At 35.1% G+C, this 17067-nt stretch carries 16 protein-coding genes; 4 read left to right on the plus strand and 12 right to left on the minus strand.

Annotation, left to right across the window (positions count from 1 at the left end; all coding sequences use genetic code 11):
- Positions 1-45: 45 nt before the first annotated feature.
- On the plus strand, positions 46-999 hold the full coding sequence (locus tag AC2CGR_RS25200) for a helix-turn-helix transcriptional regulator (RefSeq protein WP_131101389.1): 954 nt from the start codon (positions 46-48) through the stop codon (positions 997-999).
- A 29-nt stretch (positions 1000-1028) separates the two neighbouring features.
- On the opposite strand, the gene AC2CGR_RS25205 is transcribed toward AC2CGR_RS25200, so the two are convergent.
- From AC2CGR_RS25205 to AC2CGR_RS25255, 11 genes are all read right to left on the minus strand, one after another.
- On the minus strand, positions 1029-2453 hold the full coding sequence (locus tag AC2CGR_RS25205; protein ID WP_087967052.1) for a DUF4367 domain-containing protein: 1425 nt from the start codon (positions 2451-2453) through the stop codon (positions 1029-1031).
- Positions 2419-2976 (minus strand): RNA polymerase sigma factor, encoded by a 558-nt coding sequence (locus AC2CGR_RS25210; protein ID WP_087967054.1) that lies wholly within the window; start codon positions 2974-2976, stop codon positions 2419-2421. Before AC2CGR_RS25210 ends, AC2CGR_RS25205 begins: the two co-directional genes overlap by 35 nt.
- A gap of 179 nt (positions 2977-3155) precedes the next feature.
- A complete protein-coding gene (locus AC2CGR_RS25215) occupies positions 3156-3590 on the minus strand; it encodes an HIT family protein (RefSeq protein WP_087967056.1) in 435 nt (144 codons plus the stop codon).
- Positions 3591-3802: 212 nt separating this feature from the next.
- Positions 3803-4180: an OsmC family protein gene (locus tag AC2CGR_RS25220; RefSeq protein WP_087967058.1), complete on the minus strand. Its 378-nt coding sequence runs from the start codon at positions 4178-4180 to the stop codon at positions 3803-3805.
- Positions 4155-5582, minus strand: coding sequence for an amino acid permease (locus tag AC2CGR_RS25225; protein ID WP_087967060.1), 1428 nt, complete (start codon positions 5580-5582; stop codon positions 4155-4157). The genes AC2CGR_RS25220 and AC2CGR_RS25225 overlap by 26 nt, the downstream gene beginning before the upstream one ends.
- A 205-nt stretch (positions 5583-5787) precedes the next feature.
- Positions 5788-6432: an amino acid ABC transporter permease gene (locus tag AC2CGR_RS25230; RefSeq protein ID WP_000345965.1), complete on the minus strand. Its 645-nt coding sequence runs from the start codon at positions 6430-6432 to the stop codon at positions 5788-5790.
- The gene (locus AC2CGR_RS25235) at positions 6433-7089 is read right to left on the minus strand and encodes an amino acid ABC transporter permease (protein WP_001112676.1); all 657 of its coding nucleotides are present in this window, start codon (positions 7087-7089) and stop codon (positions 6433-6435) included.
- 94 nt (positions 7090-7183) lie between these two features.
- Positions 7184-8014: a glutamine ABC transporter substrate-binding protein GlnH gene (gene glnH / locus AC2CGR_RS25240; protein WP_131101382.1), complete on the minus strand. Its 831-nt coding sequence runs from the start codon at positions 8012-8014 to the stop codon at positions 7184-7186.
- Between the two features lie 12 nt (positions 8015-8026).
- A complete protein-coding gene (locus AC2CGR_RS25245; protein WP_131102701.1) occupies positions 8027-8836 on the minus strand; it encodes an amino acid ABC transporter ATP-binding protein in 810 nt (269 codons plus the stop codon).
- Positions 8837-8892: 56 nt separating this feature from the next.
- Complete coding sequence (locus tag AC2CGR_RS25250) at positions 8893-10353, minus strand: alanine/glycine:cation symporter family protein (protein ID WP_000387160.1); 1461 nt, start codon at positions 10351-10353, stop codon at positions 8893-8895.
- A gap of 159 nt (positions 10354-10512) precedes the next feature.
- Positions 10513-11484: a phosphotransferase enzyme family protein gene (locus AC2CGR_RS25255; protein ID WP_087967066.1), complete on the minus strand. Its 972-nt coding sequence runs from the start codon at positions 11482-11484 to the stop codon at positions 10513-10515.
- A gap of 189 nt (positions 11485-11673) precedes the next feature.
- Between AC2CGR_RS25255 and gerKA the strand changes: the two genes are divergently transcribed.
- Genes gerKA through gerKC form a run of 3 tightly spaced genes read left to right on the plus strand, consistent with a single transcriptional unit; the run spans position 11674 to position 15368 of the window.
- Positions 11674-13176: a spore germination protein GerKA gene (gerKA, locus tag AC2CGR_RS25260; protein WP_131101380.1), complete on the plus strand. Its 1503-nt coding sequence runs from the start codon at positions 11674-11676 to the stop codon at positions 13174-13176.
- Positions 13157-14263, plus strand: coding sequence for a GerAB/ArcD/ProY family transporter (locus AC2CGR_RS25265; RefSeq protein WP_131101378.1), 1107 nt, complete (start codon positions 13157-13159; stop codon positions 14261-14263). Before gerKA ends, AC2CGR_RS25265 begins: the two co-directional genes overlap by 20 nt.
- Positions 14244-15368, plus strand: coding sequence for a spore germination protein GerKC (gene gerKC / locus AC2CGR_RS25270; protein ID WP_087967072.1), 1125 nt, complete (start codon positions 14244-14246; stop codon positions 15366-15368). The genes AC2CGR_RS25265 and gerKC overlap by 20 nt, the downstream gene beginning before the upstream one ends.
- 32 nt (positions 15369-15400) lie before the next feature.
- Here the strand turns inward: gerKC and treC are convergent, their stop codons facing one another.
- Positions 15401-17062 (minus strand): alpha,alpha-phosphotrehalase, encoded by a 1662-nt coding sequence (gene treC / locus AC2CGR_RS25275; RefSeq protein ID WP_087967074.1) that lies wholly within the window; start codon positions 17060-17062, stop codon positions 15401-15403.
- Positions 17063-17067 lie beyond the last annotated feature (5 nt).

A 17067-nucleotide genomic window follows, 5' to 3' on the forward strand; every position in this document is an offset into this window, starting at 1 on the left:
AAAACATGACAATTTATGTCATGTTAAAAAGAAAAGGTGATACATTTGTCAAAAGCTAAACGCTTATTAGATATTCTTATATTTGCTTCTGCCAAAAAGACATTTACAGCGCAAGAAGTAGCTGATGAATTTAATATCTCCGTTCGTACTGTCCATAGATACATTTTAGATTTAAATGATATGGGATTACCCATTTACGCAGAACAAGGTCGTAACGGAGGCTATAAAGTATTAACGAATAGAATCATTCCACCTATCTTATTTACGGAAGAAGAAGCAGTCTCCATCTTTTTTGCTTTTCAATCTTTAAGTTACTATCGAGACTTACCTTTTAACACAGAAATCAATTCTGTTACTCATAAACTGTACAGCTCTCTACAACATGATGCGAAAACGAAAGTTGATAAAATACGTTCTTATATCGCTTTTTGGAATCCAAAAAGAACAATTGATACCCCTCTTTTAAACGAAGTGTTAACCGCAGCTATTGAAAATAAAAATTTACACTTTCAATACGAATCTAAATCGGGGATAAAAACAAAGCATGTTCATCCTATCGGTGTATATGCTCATGACGGATTATGGTACTTACCATCCTATGACTTCAGTAGAAAGAAAGTATTACTGTATCGTATTGATCGTATTCTTTCTATATTATCAACAGAAGAAAATAAAGATCCATTCATGAATTTAGAAGAGTGGTTTGCCTCTAACTCTCACGTAGTACATAATCCTACTCAGTTACATGTTTTACTGTCAACAGAAGGCGTACGCCAATGTAAAAGCGTGCCTTACCTTGAAGAATTCGTTGTAGTAAACGAAGATGGGACAGGATATATACATTCAACAATTGATAAAGGAGAAATCAATTTTATTACGCCTTTATTTTATAGACTTGGAAAAGATGCACAAGTGTTAGCACCGACAGAATTGATAGATGTTTTACGTATACGTGCGAAAGAAATTTTACATATGTATGGAGACGAAAAAAGCTGCTAAATATAAGCAGCTTTTTAGTCTCTTTGTTACTATTGACGAATATCAATCCACCAACGATATTCCGCATTCATATTTTCAGTGCCACCATTCCCTCTGTAATGGAAAGCATCAAGGAAGATTGAATCTAGTTTATCCTCATCTACAAAATAACCTAAGTTAACTTTCATCGTTTGTCCTGGTCGGATACTGCCAATATTATAAAAACTTTTTCCATCTCCGTGAGGTTCTAAATAATCAACTTCACCTGTCATAATACCCGTTGCGTCCATTCCCTCTTCTTTAGCGTATTTCCATGCATTCCCTTCAAATTTAAGCTGTTTTATGGATGGATGCATATAGATTTCTTCTGTCGACTTTTTACCAATATTTTTCACTGTTGTTGTTAAGTAGACAAATTTAACATTAACTAATTTCGAATCTACTAATGTATCAATTGAATCTTTACCATTCCCTAATTTATATTCATCTCGTCTGTACGATAGTAATTTTCCCGTCTGATCTAAAGCCTTATTCTTGCTTAATATCTCTAGGCCAAGTTCATTAAAGTTCTCTTGTTTAAAATCTTTGATTGAATCAAAAACTTCAACTTTTTCTATCACATATTCAATTTGGCTGTTATCCATAGATATCGTTACTGGAACCTTTTGTCCTATATGAAATAGTCGTTTACTATCTTTTTTCAAAGGAATCACCTTATTTTCTTTCGGTTCAGCTGCTTTGGTAAAGCGATTTTCATCATAATCTGCTATATATGATGCCTTTTCTTTTGACGTAGGCTCAAGTGAAATACTCCCTAACACATCCATCATTTGTTCTTCATTTACATCGGATCCAATATAACTTTCTAACATAATCCCTTCTTTCTCAAAAAAGAGAAAGACCTTTCTGTCAAACATTACGTTGTTGTTTCCAGTTTCTTTATGAACAATTACTGCTTTCCTGCCATTTATCTCTTTTTCTTCATAACTTTTTGAATATAAAGTTTGAAAATCCGCATTTTCTCCCACTCTCGAAAGAACGAATGAAAACCCGCCCATTGCGTCGTTATCTTTAAATGAATATTTCATAGCACTATCATCGATTGCTTCCATATTTTCTGGCAATTTACCTATTTTCAGCTTATACCACTTATCACTCTTTTTTGAGTCCTTATTTTTTACCGAAACATTTACTTCGTAATTTTGTTTCTTAACAATCATATTATAGACTTTTACTGCACCAAAAACGGTTGTCGGCATACCAATCAATAAGCAAGCAGCAGCGATTAACATACGATGTCTTTTACGCTTTTTCTGTGGTTGCTCGCCCTTAAGCTTCATTTCTTCCATAAACAATTTCTTTTTGCGCGTATATGTATGTGAAAATTCATGTCGTTCTTCGAGTTTATCAAAATCATCTAAAGCAATTTTTTCAGCAAGGTCATACATTTCTTTGGAGTTCTTTAAATTCGTCATGTTGTATACCTCCTATCATATTTTGAACTCGTTTTCGAGCACGCTCAAACTGCTTGCGGACATTAGCCTCCGTTATCCCCATGACACTTGAAATTTCTTGATACGTTAAGTTATAGAAGACTTTATACTTAAACACCTGTCTATTAGACTCTTTTAACTCTTTTAACAATGCATCAATTTGAACCTCGGACATTACACGTTTTTCCCACTCTTCAATATTTTCATCTACTGTTTCTGTTGATTCTCTTTCATATTCTTCTAAAAATGTTTCATGTCGTCTATTTTTCCGGTAGCTATCAATTGCCTTGTTTTTCGCAACCCTCAAAATGTAGCGTTTAAGCTCTTCAGTACTCAAGCTATGGAGCTTTTCCAAGTTCTTATAAAGAGTAATAAACGTCTCTTGAACCGAATCTTCGGCCTGCTGAATATTATTTAAAATAGAATATGCTACATAATAAATTTTTTGCTCGTACAACTCATATAGCTCTTCCATCTTTTCATAATCGTTGTTTGTAACTTTCATATAATTCCTCCTCTCACTCTATATAACGAATGAGCACTATACTTTGTGACACTGTAAAATCTTTTTATAGATAAAATTTAATAATAGGATAAACAAAAGCCCAATTTCTCTATTTTAACTGAGAAATTGGGCTTTTTAATATTAGAATTTTCCTGACTGTATCTCTAAGAAAAATTCTTTTACACCTTTTCAATATGTAGCATTTGCTCTATCGCTTCTTTTAACAAATGCTTTGTCTCTTCAAAGTTATGATTCTGTTTTTCTTCAGGTTGTACCATATAAAACTCAGCAAACGAGCGCTCTTTATATCTTGGTACGACATGCATATGGTAATGTGTTAACTCGTTAAATACTCCACCATTTTGACAAACTGTAACCCCATCTGGTTTGTATAATGCCTTAATCGCTTTTGTAATAAGCTTAGAAGCATCCATAATTGCTTTTGCTACAACATCATCTAATTCATCTACTTCTACAACATGCTGCTTCGGCACAATTAAAGTATGTCCCGGATAGAAAGGTTCATGATCTAAAAAGCAAGTTACATAGTCATCTTCATATATTTTATATATTTTTTCCTCTCCGCCTGCTAATTTACACCCTAAACATTCCATCATATCTCCCCCTTTATTACAAACATAAAAACGTGAGAGCTATATTCTCACGTTTTTATATTTTACTTTATCCCGCATTAACGGGCAGTAAGATCCCTATCTCAAAATTCTGCTGTAAAGCAAAGAAGTAAAATAGGAGATCAACTGCCCGTAAAAGCCCGATTGGTTCAACTAGTAATCAGTGGGGATAAACACTTTCACTGATTACAGTTTCACTTTATTAATTCAATCGTTTCCGTAACTTTTATACTATCTTTTACAGATTGAACAATTGTACAATTTTTCACTGCAAGCTGCAGCGCCTTGTCCAACTGCTCTTCTGTAATGTTTTGTGCTTTAATTTTATAGTGCAAATGAACACTTTCAACTGGTTTTGATAATGCTTCACTTCTACCAATTTCCGTTTCAATTGTAAACGTATCGTATGGAATACGTTTCTTTTCTAAAATGGTTCGAAAGACAATTGCACTACATCCTGCGATAGAAGAAATGAGTAATTGTAACGGTGAATACCCATTTTCTTTTCCAATCACTAATTGACCATACGATAAATCCGCTTCTATATCATCGTGTTTGATTGTTAGTTTCATTTGTTTTTTCCATCTCCACTTTCATCGGTTTCTGCCGTTTCTTACTAATATAATAATATATATAGCAGAAAATGATAAATGGAATACCACAGTATAATGCCATTCTTTGTTCAGGAATAAACGCTAAACTAATAACAACGATACTATTTGTAATTAAAGCTAAAATAGGAACAATTGGATATAACGGTGTTTTATATTTTAAATCCTCTAACTTTCCTCCGCCTTTTATATACTGACTTCTAAAGCGCAATTGCGATAAAGCAATAATGATCCAACTTGAAACAGCCGATAAACCAGCTATAGATAATAAGTACATGTATACTGTATCTTCTGCAAGGAAACTTGTGAATAAAGAAAGGCCAGCTACAGCAATCGTTACAACTAGCGCTGTAATTGGAATACCACGCTTATTTACTTTCTGGAAGGAAGTTGGTGCCATTCCTTCATTTGCAAGTGACCATAGTATACGCGTCGCTGCATATAATCCAGAGTTCGCTACAGATAATAACGCAGTAATAATAACGAAGTTCATAATATCAGCTGCGTATGGAATACCAATTTTATCAAATACGACTACGAATGGACTTTCAATTACGCCTGCTTCTTTCCAAGAAATTAATCCTACTAAAATCGTCATTGTTAAAATGAAGAATAACATAATGCGCCATACTGTATTACGGATCGCACGTGGAATTGTTTTTTCTGGATTTTCACTTTCTCCCGCTGCAATCCCGATTAACTCTGTTCCTTGGAACGAGAAGTTAACTGTAATCATTGTAAGTAATACAGCAGCTAGTCCATTCGGGAATAATCCACCATCACTTACAAAGTTAGAGAAAAGAGGTGCTGCTTCTTTTCCGTCATATGATATAAACCCTAATAATGCACTACCACCAAGAACAACAAATGCAAGAATTGTAATTACTTTAATACTAGAGAACCAAAATTCTAATTCAGCATAACTTTTCGCCGAAATTGCGTTTGAAGCATATAAAATAACGCCGAATACAAGGCACCATACCCAAACATCAACATTCGGAAACCATCTTTTCATCATTAAACCGATTGACGTTAATTCTAATCCTACTGTTACTGCCCAGCCAAGCCAATATAGCCAGCCAATCATAAAGCCTGTTCCTGGTCCAATAAACTTCGTCGCATACTTTTGGAAAGAACCTGAAACTGGCATTGCTACCGTTAACTCTCCAAGACAAAGCATTGTTAAATACATAATAAATCCGCCTACTAAATATGAAAGGATGGCTCCCCCTGGTCCAGCCTGATTAATGGTGTAACCTGAACCTAAGAAAAAACCAGTTCCGATTACACCACCTAGTGCGATCATAAATAAATGTCTACTCTTCATCGTACGATGTAATTTCTCATTCGTTGGTTGCTGCATCTAAATCCTCCCCCTACCAATACCCCTATATCTTGTTAAAATTTTCTGATAATAAAAATATACACGAAAGCGATTACATTTTCTATATAAAATTAAAACTTTTCTGATAAAATAATATAAAAAATCGAATTATTGCAAGATTTAGATTCTATTTAGAGGAAAATAAGGAGAAACAAGGAAAAAACCCTTACATATATTGTAAGAGTCAACGGAGTTCTAACCTTCTCGATAAAATTGATAAACTATAATTTACGATAAAATACATACAAGCTACTACTATAAACGTTGGAATCGTATAATTCACATTTTGTCCGCTAATAATTTGAGCATTATGCATAAGCTCTGGCAGTGATATAACGACTGCTAGTGATGTATCTTTCAGCAATGAAATAAACTGACTAACAAGCGGCGGGACCATTCTTCTTAATGCTTGCGGTAAAATAATATGCCAAAGTGCTTGAACATACGTTAATCCTGAAGATCTTGCGGCCTCAATCTGTCCTTTTTCAATAGATAATAGGCCACTTCGAACAATTTCAGATATCATTGCTGCTTCAAATATTGTTAAAGCAACAATTACAGCTGTTATAATTTCTAATTTCAATCCTGCTTCTGGAAGTGCAAAATACGTGAAAAATATAATTAAAAGTAGTGGTAAGTTTCGAATCACTTCAACGACAATTCCTAATATTTGTGAGACGACAGGGATTTTCATGTAGCGCAATATTCCTATTACGCTACCAATAATAAAACTAAGTATAATTGCTACGAGCGCTACCTCTAACGTTATAAGTAATCCTTTTAATAAAAAGAGGATATGATCTCCTGTAATTGCTCCCTTAAAATCCATTTATACCGCCTCCTTTGCTAAGCGTTTTTCTAAATAACGCACTAGCATACTGAGCGGAATTGTTAATATTAAATAAAACATCCCGACAAATATATAGACGTCGAACGTAACAAATGTCTTCGTTGAAATTAAATCTCCTTGATACATTAAATCCGTACCAGCGATAATTCCAAGTATTGAGGAGTTTTTAACTAAATTGAGAAACTGGTTTCCTAAAGGGGGAATTACAATTTTCACAGCTTGGGGTAACACAACATAATACATCGCCTGCACATACGTTAGCCCTGAAGAGCGAGCAGCTTCCATTTGCCCTTTCGCAACTGATAAAATACCAGCGCGAATGACTTCAGCAATAAAAGCTGCCGTATATACGGTAAGCGTAGCTGTTCCTGCTACAAAACCATTTAAAGTAATTCCTACTACAGGTAAAGCGAAATAAAATATAAATGCAATTAATACGAGCGGAATATTTCTTACAAATTCTACAATAGCAGCTCCCAACCAATTTAAAATGCGAATCGGTGCAATACGCATTACCGCCAAAATTACTCCTAAAATAAAGCTTCCTATTAATGCAATTACACTAGACATCACTGTATATTTAAAGCCCTCTAAATACATATCAATGTTATTCGTTAGTATAGAAAAATCAGGCACATATTCTCCCCTCTTTCTTTACAAGAAGAGGATGAGCATCCCTCATCCTCTTACTCTTCAATAAGAATAAAGCCCCACTAATTAAAGTTTCACTTTACTTCTCTTGTTTTTGACCAATCCATTTCTCATACAATTTATCGTATTCTCCATTCGCTTTCATATCTTTTAGTAAGCTATTAATCTCTTTCGTCAAATCATCTGCACCTTTTTGCACTGCAATTCCGTATGGTTCATCCGTAAAAATTTTCCCTACAACTTCATAATTTGAATCTTGTTTTGCCATGCCGTAAAGAATGGCATTATCTGTCGTTAAAACATCACCTTTTCCTGCTTTTAACGCCGTAAATGCCTCACTGTAATTTTCAAATTCTAAAACAGTCGCTTCCGGTGATTTTTGGCGAATGTTATTTGTCGATGTTGAACCTTTTACGGCTAACACTTTCACACCCTTTTTCACATCATCAATACTTTTAATATTGCTCCCTTTTTTCACGAGTAACGACTGCCCTGCTTTAAAATATACATCTGAAAAATCAACCTCTTTTTTACGTTCTTCCGTAATTGTCATTGTTGCGATAATTGCATCAATGTCACCGTTTTTCAGGAGTGGAATACGCGTTTTAGACGTTACTTCTTTTAATTCTAGTTTCTTTTCATCTCCGAGGATTTTTTTCGCAAGCGCCTTTGCAACATCAACATCAAATCCTTCTACCTGCCCTGTTGAAGGGTTTTTCAATCCAAATAAGTTCGTATCATTCTTCACCCCAACTACTAGTTTTCCGCGCTTCTTAATTTGCTCAACGGCCCCGCCTTGCTTCGTATTCGTTTCTTTCGCCTCATCTTTTTTACCTCCGCACCCAGCAACGACAAGTACGAATAAACATGAAAATACAATTAAGGTGAACAACCTTTTCATTTTAAGCATAAAATTCCTCCTTTAATGATTTAACACTCGGCTTAAAAATAAACGTGCTCTTTCTTGTTCAGGACTCGCAAAAAATTGCGCCGGTGTTGTATCCTCAATGATCTTGCCATCATCCATAAATAAAATCCGATCAGCTACTTCTCGCGCAAATCCCATTTCATGCGTGACAACGACCATCGTCATCCCTTCTTTAGCTAGCGTTTTCATAACATCAAGTACTTCCCCGATCATCTCTGGATCAAGAGCAGACGTAGGCTCATCAAATAGCATAATTTCCGGCTGCATCGCAAGTCCTCTAGCAATGGCTACCCTTTGTTGTTGTCCTCCGGATAATTGATGTGGGTATACGTTAGCCTTCTCCGGAATTCCTACTTTCTCTAAATAAAACATCGCCGTTTTCTCAGCTTCCTCTTTTGAAACTTTATTCACTTTAATAGGTGCCAGTGTAATATTTTGAAGAACCGTTTTATGTGGATATAAATAAAAATGCTGAAAGACCATCCCGATATTCCGGCGTAATTCATTCATATCTGTTTTTACATTGTGTACCTCCATATTTTGTACAATTAACTCTCCATCTGTAATTGTCTCTAGCTGGTTTATACACCGAAGCAACGTGCTTTTTCCTGATCCAGAAGGCCCAACAACTACTACCACTTCACCTTTTTTCACTTGCACATTAATATCTTTTAAAACTTGAAAATTACCATAATATTTATTTACGTTACGAAACTCTATCAACATACTCACCCCTTCCCCTAACAAAGCATGTACATTCTTTTTATATTCAAAAACAGTCCCAAAAATAACTTCTCCCTTCATTTTTGCCCATAAAAAAAAGCAAAGGGATTTCCCTTTGCTTCTTCATTTCTATTCTGTTAAGATACTTCTTCTTTCTTATCTTTCCCGTATTCATGCTCCCAGAAATCAGCATTTTTAATTCCTAATGGTCCTGGATCGAATACTGGATCTTTTCCTTCTTTTTTCTGCTTTTCATAATCCTTTAATGCAACTAATGCAGGTTTTTGTAACAATAAAATCGCAATGATATTTACCCATGCCATAATCCCTACGCCGATGTCCCCTAAAGCCCAAGCTGTGGCTGCTGTTTTTATACAGCCATAGAATACAGCTCCTAAAAATACAAATTTTAATACCATAGACATCCAAGGACGGTCTTTATCACGATTTAAGTACGCGATATTCGTTTCTGCAATGTAGTAATACGCCATAATTGTTGTAAATGCAAAGAATAATAAAGAGATTGCAACGAAACCGTTTCCAAATCCAGGGAAAACAGATTCTACTGCTGCCTGTGTATATCCTGGTCCTGGCTGAGCACCATTTAATTTATTTACGATAAAGTTTTTTCCGCTTGCATCAAATACGTTATACATGCCTGTAATAATCATCATAAATGCTGTTGCTGAACAAACAAATAATGTATCAATGTAAACGGAAAATGCTTGCACTAAACCTTGCTTAGCTGGATGTGATACTTCAGCTGCTGCCGCTGCATGTGGCCCAGTTCCTTGCCCTGCTTCATTAGAATAAATACCACGTTTTACTCCCCAAGAAATTGCTAAACCGATAATACCACCAAATGCTGCTTCCAATGCAAATGCACTTCTTATAATTAACATAAATGCTTCTGGCAATTTTTCAATATTCATAGCAACAATAACGCAAGCTACTAAAATATAGCCGATTGCCATAAACGGTACGACAACTTGTGCTACGTTAACAATTCGCTTTACTCCACCGAAAATGATAAGAGCTAATACGACAACTAATATAGCCCCTGATACGGTAGTATTAATACCAAAAGCCGTTTCTAAACTTACAGCAATACTATTTGCTTGCACGCCCGGTAATAACAGCCCAGTTGCAAGAATTGTCGCTGCAACGAATACTAAAGCATACCATTTCACACCTAAACCTTTTTCAATGTAATAAGCAGGCCCACCACGAAACTGCCCTTGATGTTTCGTCTTATATATTTGCGCGAGTGTTGATTCTACATAGGCTGACCCTGCCCCTAAAAAGGCTACTGCCCACATCCAAAATACAGCTCCTGGTCCACCGAATGCAACCGCTGTTGCTACCCCAGCAATATTTCCTGTTCCAACGCGTCCAGATAACGAAAGTGCTAACGCTTGGAATGAAGAAACACCAGCTTCTGATTTTTCTCCTTGAAATGTCAGCTTCACCATTTCTCCTACGTGCCTTACTTGTAAAAACTTCGTTCGAATGGAAAAATATAAACCTACTCCTAAACATAAATAAACAAGTGCTGGACTCCAAACAATATTATTTAACCAATTTACGAAAGCTTCCACCATTCCCCCTCCTTTTTTATAAAGAATATTCAGAATATATATAAAATTATAAGTGTATACCGAATCTAGGACAATATTATTTTAATAAAGTAAACATATTTTTGTATAAAAAAACAAAGTATATATTTGTTTTATATACTTTGCTTTGAACTAAATGTATTATATATTCACAATTGCTTCTCTTTTTATAATTCTTTCGTATAGCTCTTCCGATAATTTCAAGAAATTATTAGGCATATCTTTTCCTTTAAACTTCTTTTGAAGCGTTCCATATAAACCTATATCACGTAGACGTAAAAATAGCGGTAACGATTCATACCAACTATCCGCCAGCCTATGCTCATATTCGTATCCTTTTCGTAACACTTGTAACTGTTTACGAGCAAAGTCTGTCTTCTCTTCCGCTGTCCACGGTGTAAATAGAACAGAGTAATAGAGAACCATCGCTAAATCGTGTATAAAGTAATTATAAGCCGCATCATCAAAATCAAAGATCGTTAGCTCTTTTCCATCATAATGAAAATTCCCTGGATGAATATCACCATGCATAAGGCCGAACGTTTCTCTTTCAATTGGAAGAGCCTTTATCTCATCCATTAATACCGCAGCAATATTTTTCACTTGATCATCTTCTAATTCATTAACAATCCCACTCTCATCTTCTTCCCACGTATCACGATGATCCGTTTTAGGATAGTTCATTGTTAGACGATGCAGTTGTCCAATCGCTTTTCCCCATGCTTCAAAGAGAGGCTCGCCCCAATAAGGCGATTCTTCTCCTTTTACTTGCTCCCCTTTTGCATATGTAAATAAGGAAGCGAAAAAGCAAGTTCCATCCTCTGCTCCGATTTCTTCTACAAGATTTTGAGACGTTGAGTAAAGAGGTCCCGCTACCTTTGCCCCGTTTCCCGCAACATATCGTAAAAAATCTAGTTCAGCCTCTACCTCTTGTTTAGATCGATGCGAAGAATGCGTTAAACGTAATACATAGTCCTCATCATTATCACCCTTCGCCTTAAAAATATAATTCTCAAAATCTCCAAGCGGCTTCTCTTCCACTGTTACATGAAACAAACTCGCTGCTCTTTTTAAAATCTCTTTCGTAAAAACACGTTCTACAGCTATTTCCATATGTATCCCTCCTATATATCTTCTTAATTCGACATAAATGTTAAAAGTACTGCTATGAAATTGAATAATGTACAAAAGACAATGTAACGTAACTTTCAACCCTCTTTTTAAAAAAATAATTCAAGCATAAATTTCTCACAAACGACAAAAATTAACAGAAACAATTGCACTTTAAAAGAGGTAGAAATTATGACCGAACAGGAAAGTTCACAACAAGATAATAACAAAAAGCATATGTTTCCATCACTTCCGGAAAATATTAATTACATTGAAAATAAGCTATGTCACTCAGATGATATAAAAAAATTAGATGTCCCATTTCAAAACGGCAAAGGAACAATCTTATATATCGAATCTTTAGCAGACCCCAATTTAATCCATCAATTAGCTCTTGAGCCTTTATTAACTCGGTCGGATTTGGCTTTAGATAAAGCTTTTGCCACATTAAATATGAAAAAAGAAACAAATTTAAATTACGGTTTGCAGCTTTTATTACAAGGAAAATCATTATATTTTCATGAACACGTCGACAGTTTTTGTATTTTTGAAACAGCTTTATCGTTAAAGAGAGATATAGCAGAGCCTGATAATGAAGGCATTGTACGTGGACCACATACTGGTTTTGTAGAAGATTTAGCAACCAATTTAGCTTCCATTCGTAAACTCATAAAAAGTCCAAATATCGTCGTTAAATATTTCACACTTGGTGAAGAAATGCATACGAAAGTGGCAATTGCTTATATGCAAAACATAGCGAATGACGAGTTAGTTACAGAAGTAAAAAGAAGGTTAGAAACGATTAAGACAGATGCACTTATGCCTCCGGGATATATACAAGAATTTATAGAGGATACGTCTTTCTCACCATTTCCGCAGCAATTAAATACAGAGCGTCCAGATAGAGTCGCAGCAAATTTAATGGAAGGACGAGTTGCTATTTTATCTGATGGAGATCCAACAGCGCTCATCGTTCCTGTTACATTATTCGCTTTCTATCAATCGCCAGATGATTATAATAACCGCTGGATTGTCGGTTCTTTTGTCCGAATGATTCGCTTAGTGAGTTTCTTGATTGCTTTTCTCTTACCAGCTATATATATCGCAACCGTAGCCTTTCATCCTGATGTATTGCCGCTCGAACTTGTGTATACAATTAAAGCTTCATTAGAGAAAGTACCACTTCCTCCTATTTTTGAAGCTCTCTTAATGGAATTAATATTTGAATTATTACGGGAAGCTGGTATTCGTTTGCCGAGCAGAGTTGGACAAACAATCGGTATTGTAGGCGGTTTAGTAATTGGTGATGCAATTGTAAAAGCTGGACTTGTTTCTTATACGATGATTATCGTTGTAGCTTTAACTGCCATCTCATCTTTTCTCGTTCCATCAAACGATATGAGTTCAGCTGTTCGAATTCTTCGTTTTCCATTAATGCTCCTTGCTGCCCTATTCGGATATGTAGGCATCTCATTCGGTCTCATTATAACTTTCGTTCATTTATGTCAGCTACATTCATTTCATACACCATATCTTTCTCCTGTTGCCCCGATGCGGATAAAAGATATGAAAGATTCTTTTGTAAGACTACCAATTTGGTCATTTTGGGAACGACCACATGATCCAAAACCGAAAAAAATGCAGCGCCAACATGTAACGAGAGAGGATGAGGACGGTGACAAACACGCAAAGTAAAATTTCGCTAGTTCAATTTACCTTTTTCGTTATTCAATGCCAAATTGGAGTGGGTATACTTTCCCTGCCTAACCGTCTTCACCCAATAGCAAAAGGTGGTGGATGGATTTCCGCGCTCATCGCCGGGCTTGCGATTCAGCTTATTATTTTACTTATGTGGCTTTTCTTAAAACGATTCCCTGATGCAGATATGTATGAAAGTGTTTGTATGCTATTTGGTAATAAGTTTGGAAAACTATTAGGTTTTGCTTATGTTTTTTACTTTACTCTTATTGGTATGACGGTTATGTTGAATGCTTGTAATGTCATTAAAGTTTGGATATTACAAGCTACTCCTTGGTCTGCCATTCTCATCCTATTTACAATAGCTTGTTGCTATGTAGCCTATAATACATTTAAAGTAATTGTGCGATTTTATGTCATGGCTTCTATTCTTATTTTCCCAATGGCACTTTTAATTGGACTTGGGCTCTCACGGGCTGACTTTTCTTATATTTTTCCCATTACAGAAGCTGGATGGTGGAATATTATTCAAGCATCCAAAGAAACAATTACAGCCATGTATGGTTTTGAAATTATTCTTATCGCTTTCCCAAAAGTAAATGGGAGTTCTATTGCAAAACTGAAAGCCATTTCTATCGCCAATGGATTTGTAACTCTCTTTTATACTTTTACCGTTTGGATTTGCTTTATCGTATTTAGTCCAAAACAAGTTGAACTTATTCCAGAGCCAGTTGCTTACTTATTACGCTCCTTACATATCGGAATTATAGATCGAACCGATTTACTATTTATACCAATATGGATGATAACAGTTGTGGCTTCTATTGCTAGTTATTATTGTGCTGCTTCAATCGGAGTGGGACATATATTCAATCTTGCTAATCATAAAAAAGCTGTTCCAATCATTGGTATTATTGCTTTTAGTGTAGCCTTATTTATAGATACACCTGAAGAATTAAAAGTAATCTCAACTTTCACTGATAAGTTCACCTATATTTTCATCGTTGTCCTCCCTCTTTTATTTCTACTTTATTCTGTGATACGAAATAAGAAAGGAGAACAGTATGTTCAAAAGAAAAGCTAAATTACTTTCTATATTATGTGCTAGTTCCGTCCTTTCTGGCTGTTGGGATCAAGAACCATTAAGGGAAGCAAGGTTAGCTTATAGTATTGGATCTGATATTACGGAAGAGAATCAACTCCAGCAAACAATCGAACTCGTAAAAAGTTCAAGCGGAGAGCAATCTTCATTCGAAAATGAAATACATTCAGCAACGGGTCATAACATAAGGGATACAAGCGATGCCCTAAAAAAAAATGTTACTGGGAATATTCGCTATTTTAAATATGGTGTTCAATTACTAGGAACCAAAATTCTAAAAAAGGGGATACTACCCTATTTAGATGTCAGCTTTCGGGACCCAACAAATCCAACTGCTTTAGTAAAGCTTATTGCAGTAGATGGTGAAACATCGGAGATACTAGAAAAAAAGAAAGTAGGAAATTTACTAATTGGAGATTTTCTAAAGAAAAAAGTGAAAAGCTTAGAAGATATGAGTGTATTTCCAAAAGAAACTTTAGAAACAGCTGCTACAAAAATGTTAGATCCCGGTAAAGACTTTACCCTCCCTTCTATAAAAATAAAAGGAAAAGAAGTAATTACAAACGGGTTAGCTTTATTTAACAATGATAAATTGACTGGACATTTACCTTTAAAACAATCTGTTTTATTCGTATTATTAACCGGAAAAATGGGAACAAGTGCCCGTATAACCCAAAAACTTACTAGCGATGAATCCGAGAAGACATCTGACTATTTAACAATGGAAGTGAGTAATCGGAAATTAAAACGAGACTTAAAAATAACAACAGATAAAAAAGGAAATGTTTATGCTCACATTAAGCTTCACTTAAAAGTTATCGCTCTTGAAGCTCCAAGAGACAATCTTTACAAAATGGATGAAAGAAAAAAACTAAATAAAGAATTATCGAAACAACTTACAAAAGAAGCGAAAAAAATAACAAATAAGCTACAAAAGGCAAATTGTGATGCTTTCGGGATTGGTAGACACCTTATCGCATATCACCCTGATTTATGGAAGAAAAAAAATTGGAATAAAGATTATGCAAAAGTAAAGTTTAAACCTGAAGTAGAAGTAAGCATTTTGTATAGTGGTGTCTTAAAATAAAAGGTTGTATGCCACGCGGGCATACAACCTTTTTATTTCGTATATCGATATACAATTGATTCGTATGGTCTTAAGTTAAGTTTTGTAATATCCTTACTGGAATCTTTATAATTCGACAGTAGTACTTCTTGTTTCATTCCATGTAATTGAACGTGCGCTGGTACAGAGTACGTTATTTCTTCTCCATAGAAGTTATTTATAACAAGTAGCACTTCACTTTCTGTAGTACGAGTATATGCCCAAACTTTAGGATCATTTTTATCCAAAATAGCATATTCTCCTTCTGTAATTACATCATACGTTTTTCTAAGTTCTATTAACTCTTTATAATGATAAAATACAGACTCTTTATCTTCTAATGCCTTCTCTACGTTTATTTCTTTAAAGTTTTCAGCCACTGAAATCCAAGGTGTACTTGTTGTAAAGCCACTGTTCATCTCTTCATTCCACTGCATTGGAGTACGGGAGTTGTCACGAGATTTTTGTTTTAAAATCCCGATAATCTCTTCTTTTGATAATCCTTCTTCCAGCTTTATATCATATATATTTAACGATTCTACATCGCGATATTGCTCAATAGACTCAAATTTAGGATTCGTCATACCGATTTCCTCACCTTGATAAATATAAGGTGTGCCCTGCAACATATGCATAGCTGTCGCTAACATTTTTGCAGACTCATTTCTATACTTCTCATCATTACCGAAGCGTGACACGATACGAGGCTGGTCATGATTACACCAGAATAACGCATTCCATCCTCCACCTTTTTGCATTTCAATTTGCCAATTAGACATAATCTCTTTTAATTTAATAAAATCAAAATTCGCTTTCGTCCACTTATCACCATTCGGATAATCTACTTTTAAATGATGGAAACTAAACGTCATACTTAATTCATTACGCTCAGGATTTGAATATTTAATACAATTATCAATTGTCGTAGATGACATTTCTCCAACTGTAATTACATCTTTCCCTTCAAAAACATTTCGGTTCATTTCTTGTAAATATTCATGAACACGCGGGCCATCTGTATAATATTTACGGCCATCGCTTGTCGCCGTACTTCCGTCATCATTTAAGAACTGTTGATCTTTTGAAATTAAATTAATAACATCTAATCGGAATCCAGTTACCCCCTTATCAAGCCAAAAGCGCATCATATCATATACTTCTTCACGAAGTTTTTCATTTTCCCAGTTTAAATCCGCTTGTGTCTCATCAAATAGATGTAAATAATATTGCTCTGTCTTTTCATCATATTTCCAAGCAGACCCACCAAACTTAGATTGCCAATTATTTTTTTCATCACGCCAAATATAGTAATTACGATATGGATTATTTTTATCTTCCTTCGCTTCTTTAAACCACTTATGTTCCGTCGAACTATGATTTACAACGATATCAAGCATAATTTCAATGTTACGTGCTTTCGCTTCTTCTAAAAGCTCTTCAAACTCTTCCATCGTTCCGTAAGATGGATCAATACGGTAGTAATCACTTACATCGTATCCATTATCATTTTGTGGTGATTGGTATATCGGTGTTAACCAAATATAATCTACTCCGAGTTCTTTTAAATAATCTAGTTTCTCTGTAACCCCTTTTATATCACCGGTTTCTTTATTGTAATAGCTATTAAAGCTCTTCGGATAAATTTGATAAACTACACTTTTATGCCAATCCTTCATGTTTA

This window comes from Bacillus sp. LSHTCR4 (genome assembly GCF_057197025.1).

What these genes read in the sequence shown, in the direction of transcription:
- AC2CGR_RS25230 (WP_000345965.1), bottom strand. Translation starts at nt 6,432, where the DNA reads ATGGATTTTAAGGGAGCAATTACAGGAGATCATATCCTCTTTTTATTA.
- gerKC (WP_087967072.1), top strand. Translation starts at nt 14,244, where the DNA reads ATGTTCAAAAGAAAAGCTAAATTACTTTCTATATTATGTGCTAGTTCC.
- gerKA (WP_131101380.1), top strand. Translation starts at nt 11,674, where the DNA reads ATGACCGAACAGGAAAGTTCACAACAAGATAATAACAAAAAGCATATG.
- AC2CGR_RS25255 (WP_087967066.1), bottom strand. Translation starts at nt 11,484, where the DNA reads ATGGAAATAGCTGTAGAACGTGTTTTTACGAAAGAGATTTTAAAAAGA.
- AC2CGR_RS25220 (WP_087967058.1), bottom strand. Translation starts at nt 4,180, where the DNA reads ATGAAACTAACAATCAAACACGATGATATAGAAGCGGATTTATCGTAT.
- AC2CGR_RS25205 (WP_087967052.1), bottom strand. Translation starts at nt 2,453, where the DNA reads ATGACGAATTTAAAGAACTCCAAAGAAATGTATGACCTTGCTGAAAAA.
- AC2CGR_RS25245 (WP_131102701.1), bottom strand. Translation starts at nt 8,836, where the DNA reads ATGAAGGGAGAAGTTATTTTTGGGACTGTTTTTGAATATAAAAAGAAT.
- AC2CGR_RS25215 (WP_087967056.1), bottom strand. Translation starts at nt 3,590, where the DNA reads ATGGAATGTTTAGGGTGTAAATTAGCAGGCGGAGAGGAAAAAATATAT.
- AC2CGR_RS25225 (WP_087967060.1), bottom strand. Translation starts at nt 5,582, where the DNA reads ATGCAGCAACCAACGAATGAGAAATTACATCGTACGATGAAGAGTAGA.
- treC (WP_087967074.1), bottom strand. Translation starts at nt 17,062, where the DNA reads ATGAAGGATTGGCATAAAAGTGTAGTTTATCAAATTTATCCGAAGAGC.
- AC2CGR_RS25210 (WP_087967054.1), bottom strand. Translation starts at nt 2,976, where the DNA reads ATGAAAGTTACAAACAACGATTATGAAAAGATGGAAGAGCTATATGAG.
- glnH (WP_131101382.1), bottom strand. Translation starts at nt 8,014, where the DNA reads ATGCTTAAAATGAAAAGGTTGTTCACCTTAATTGTATTTTCATGTTTA.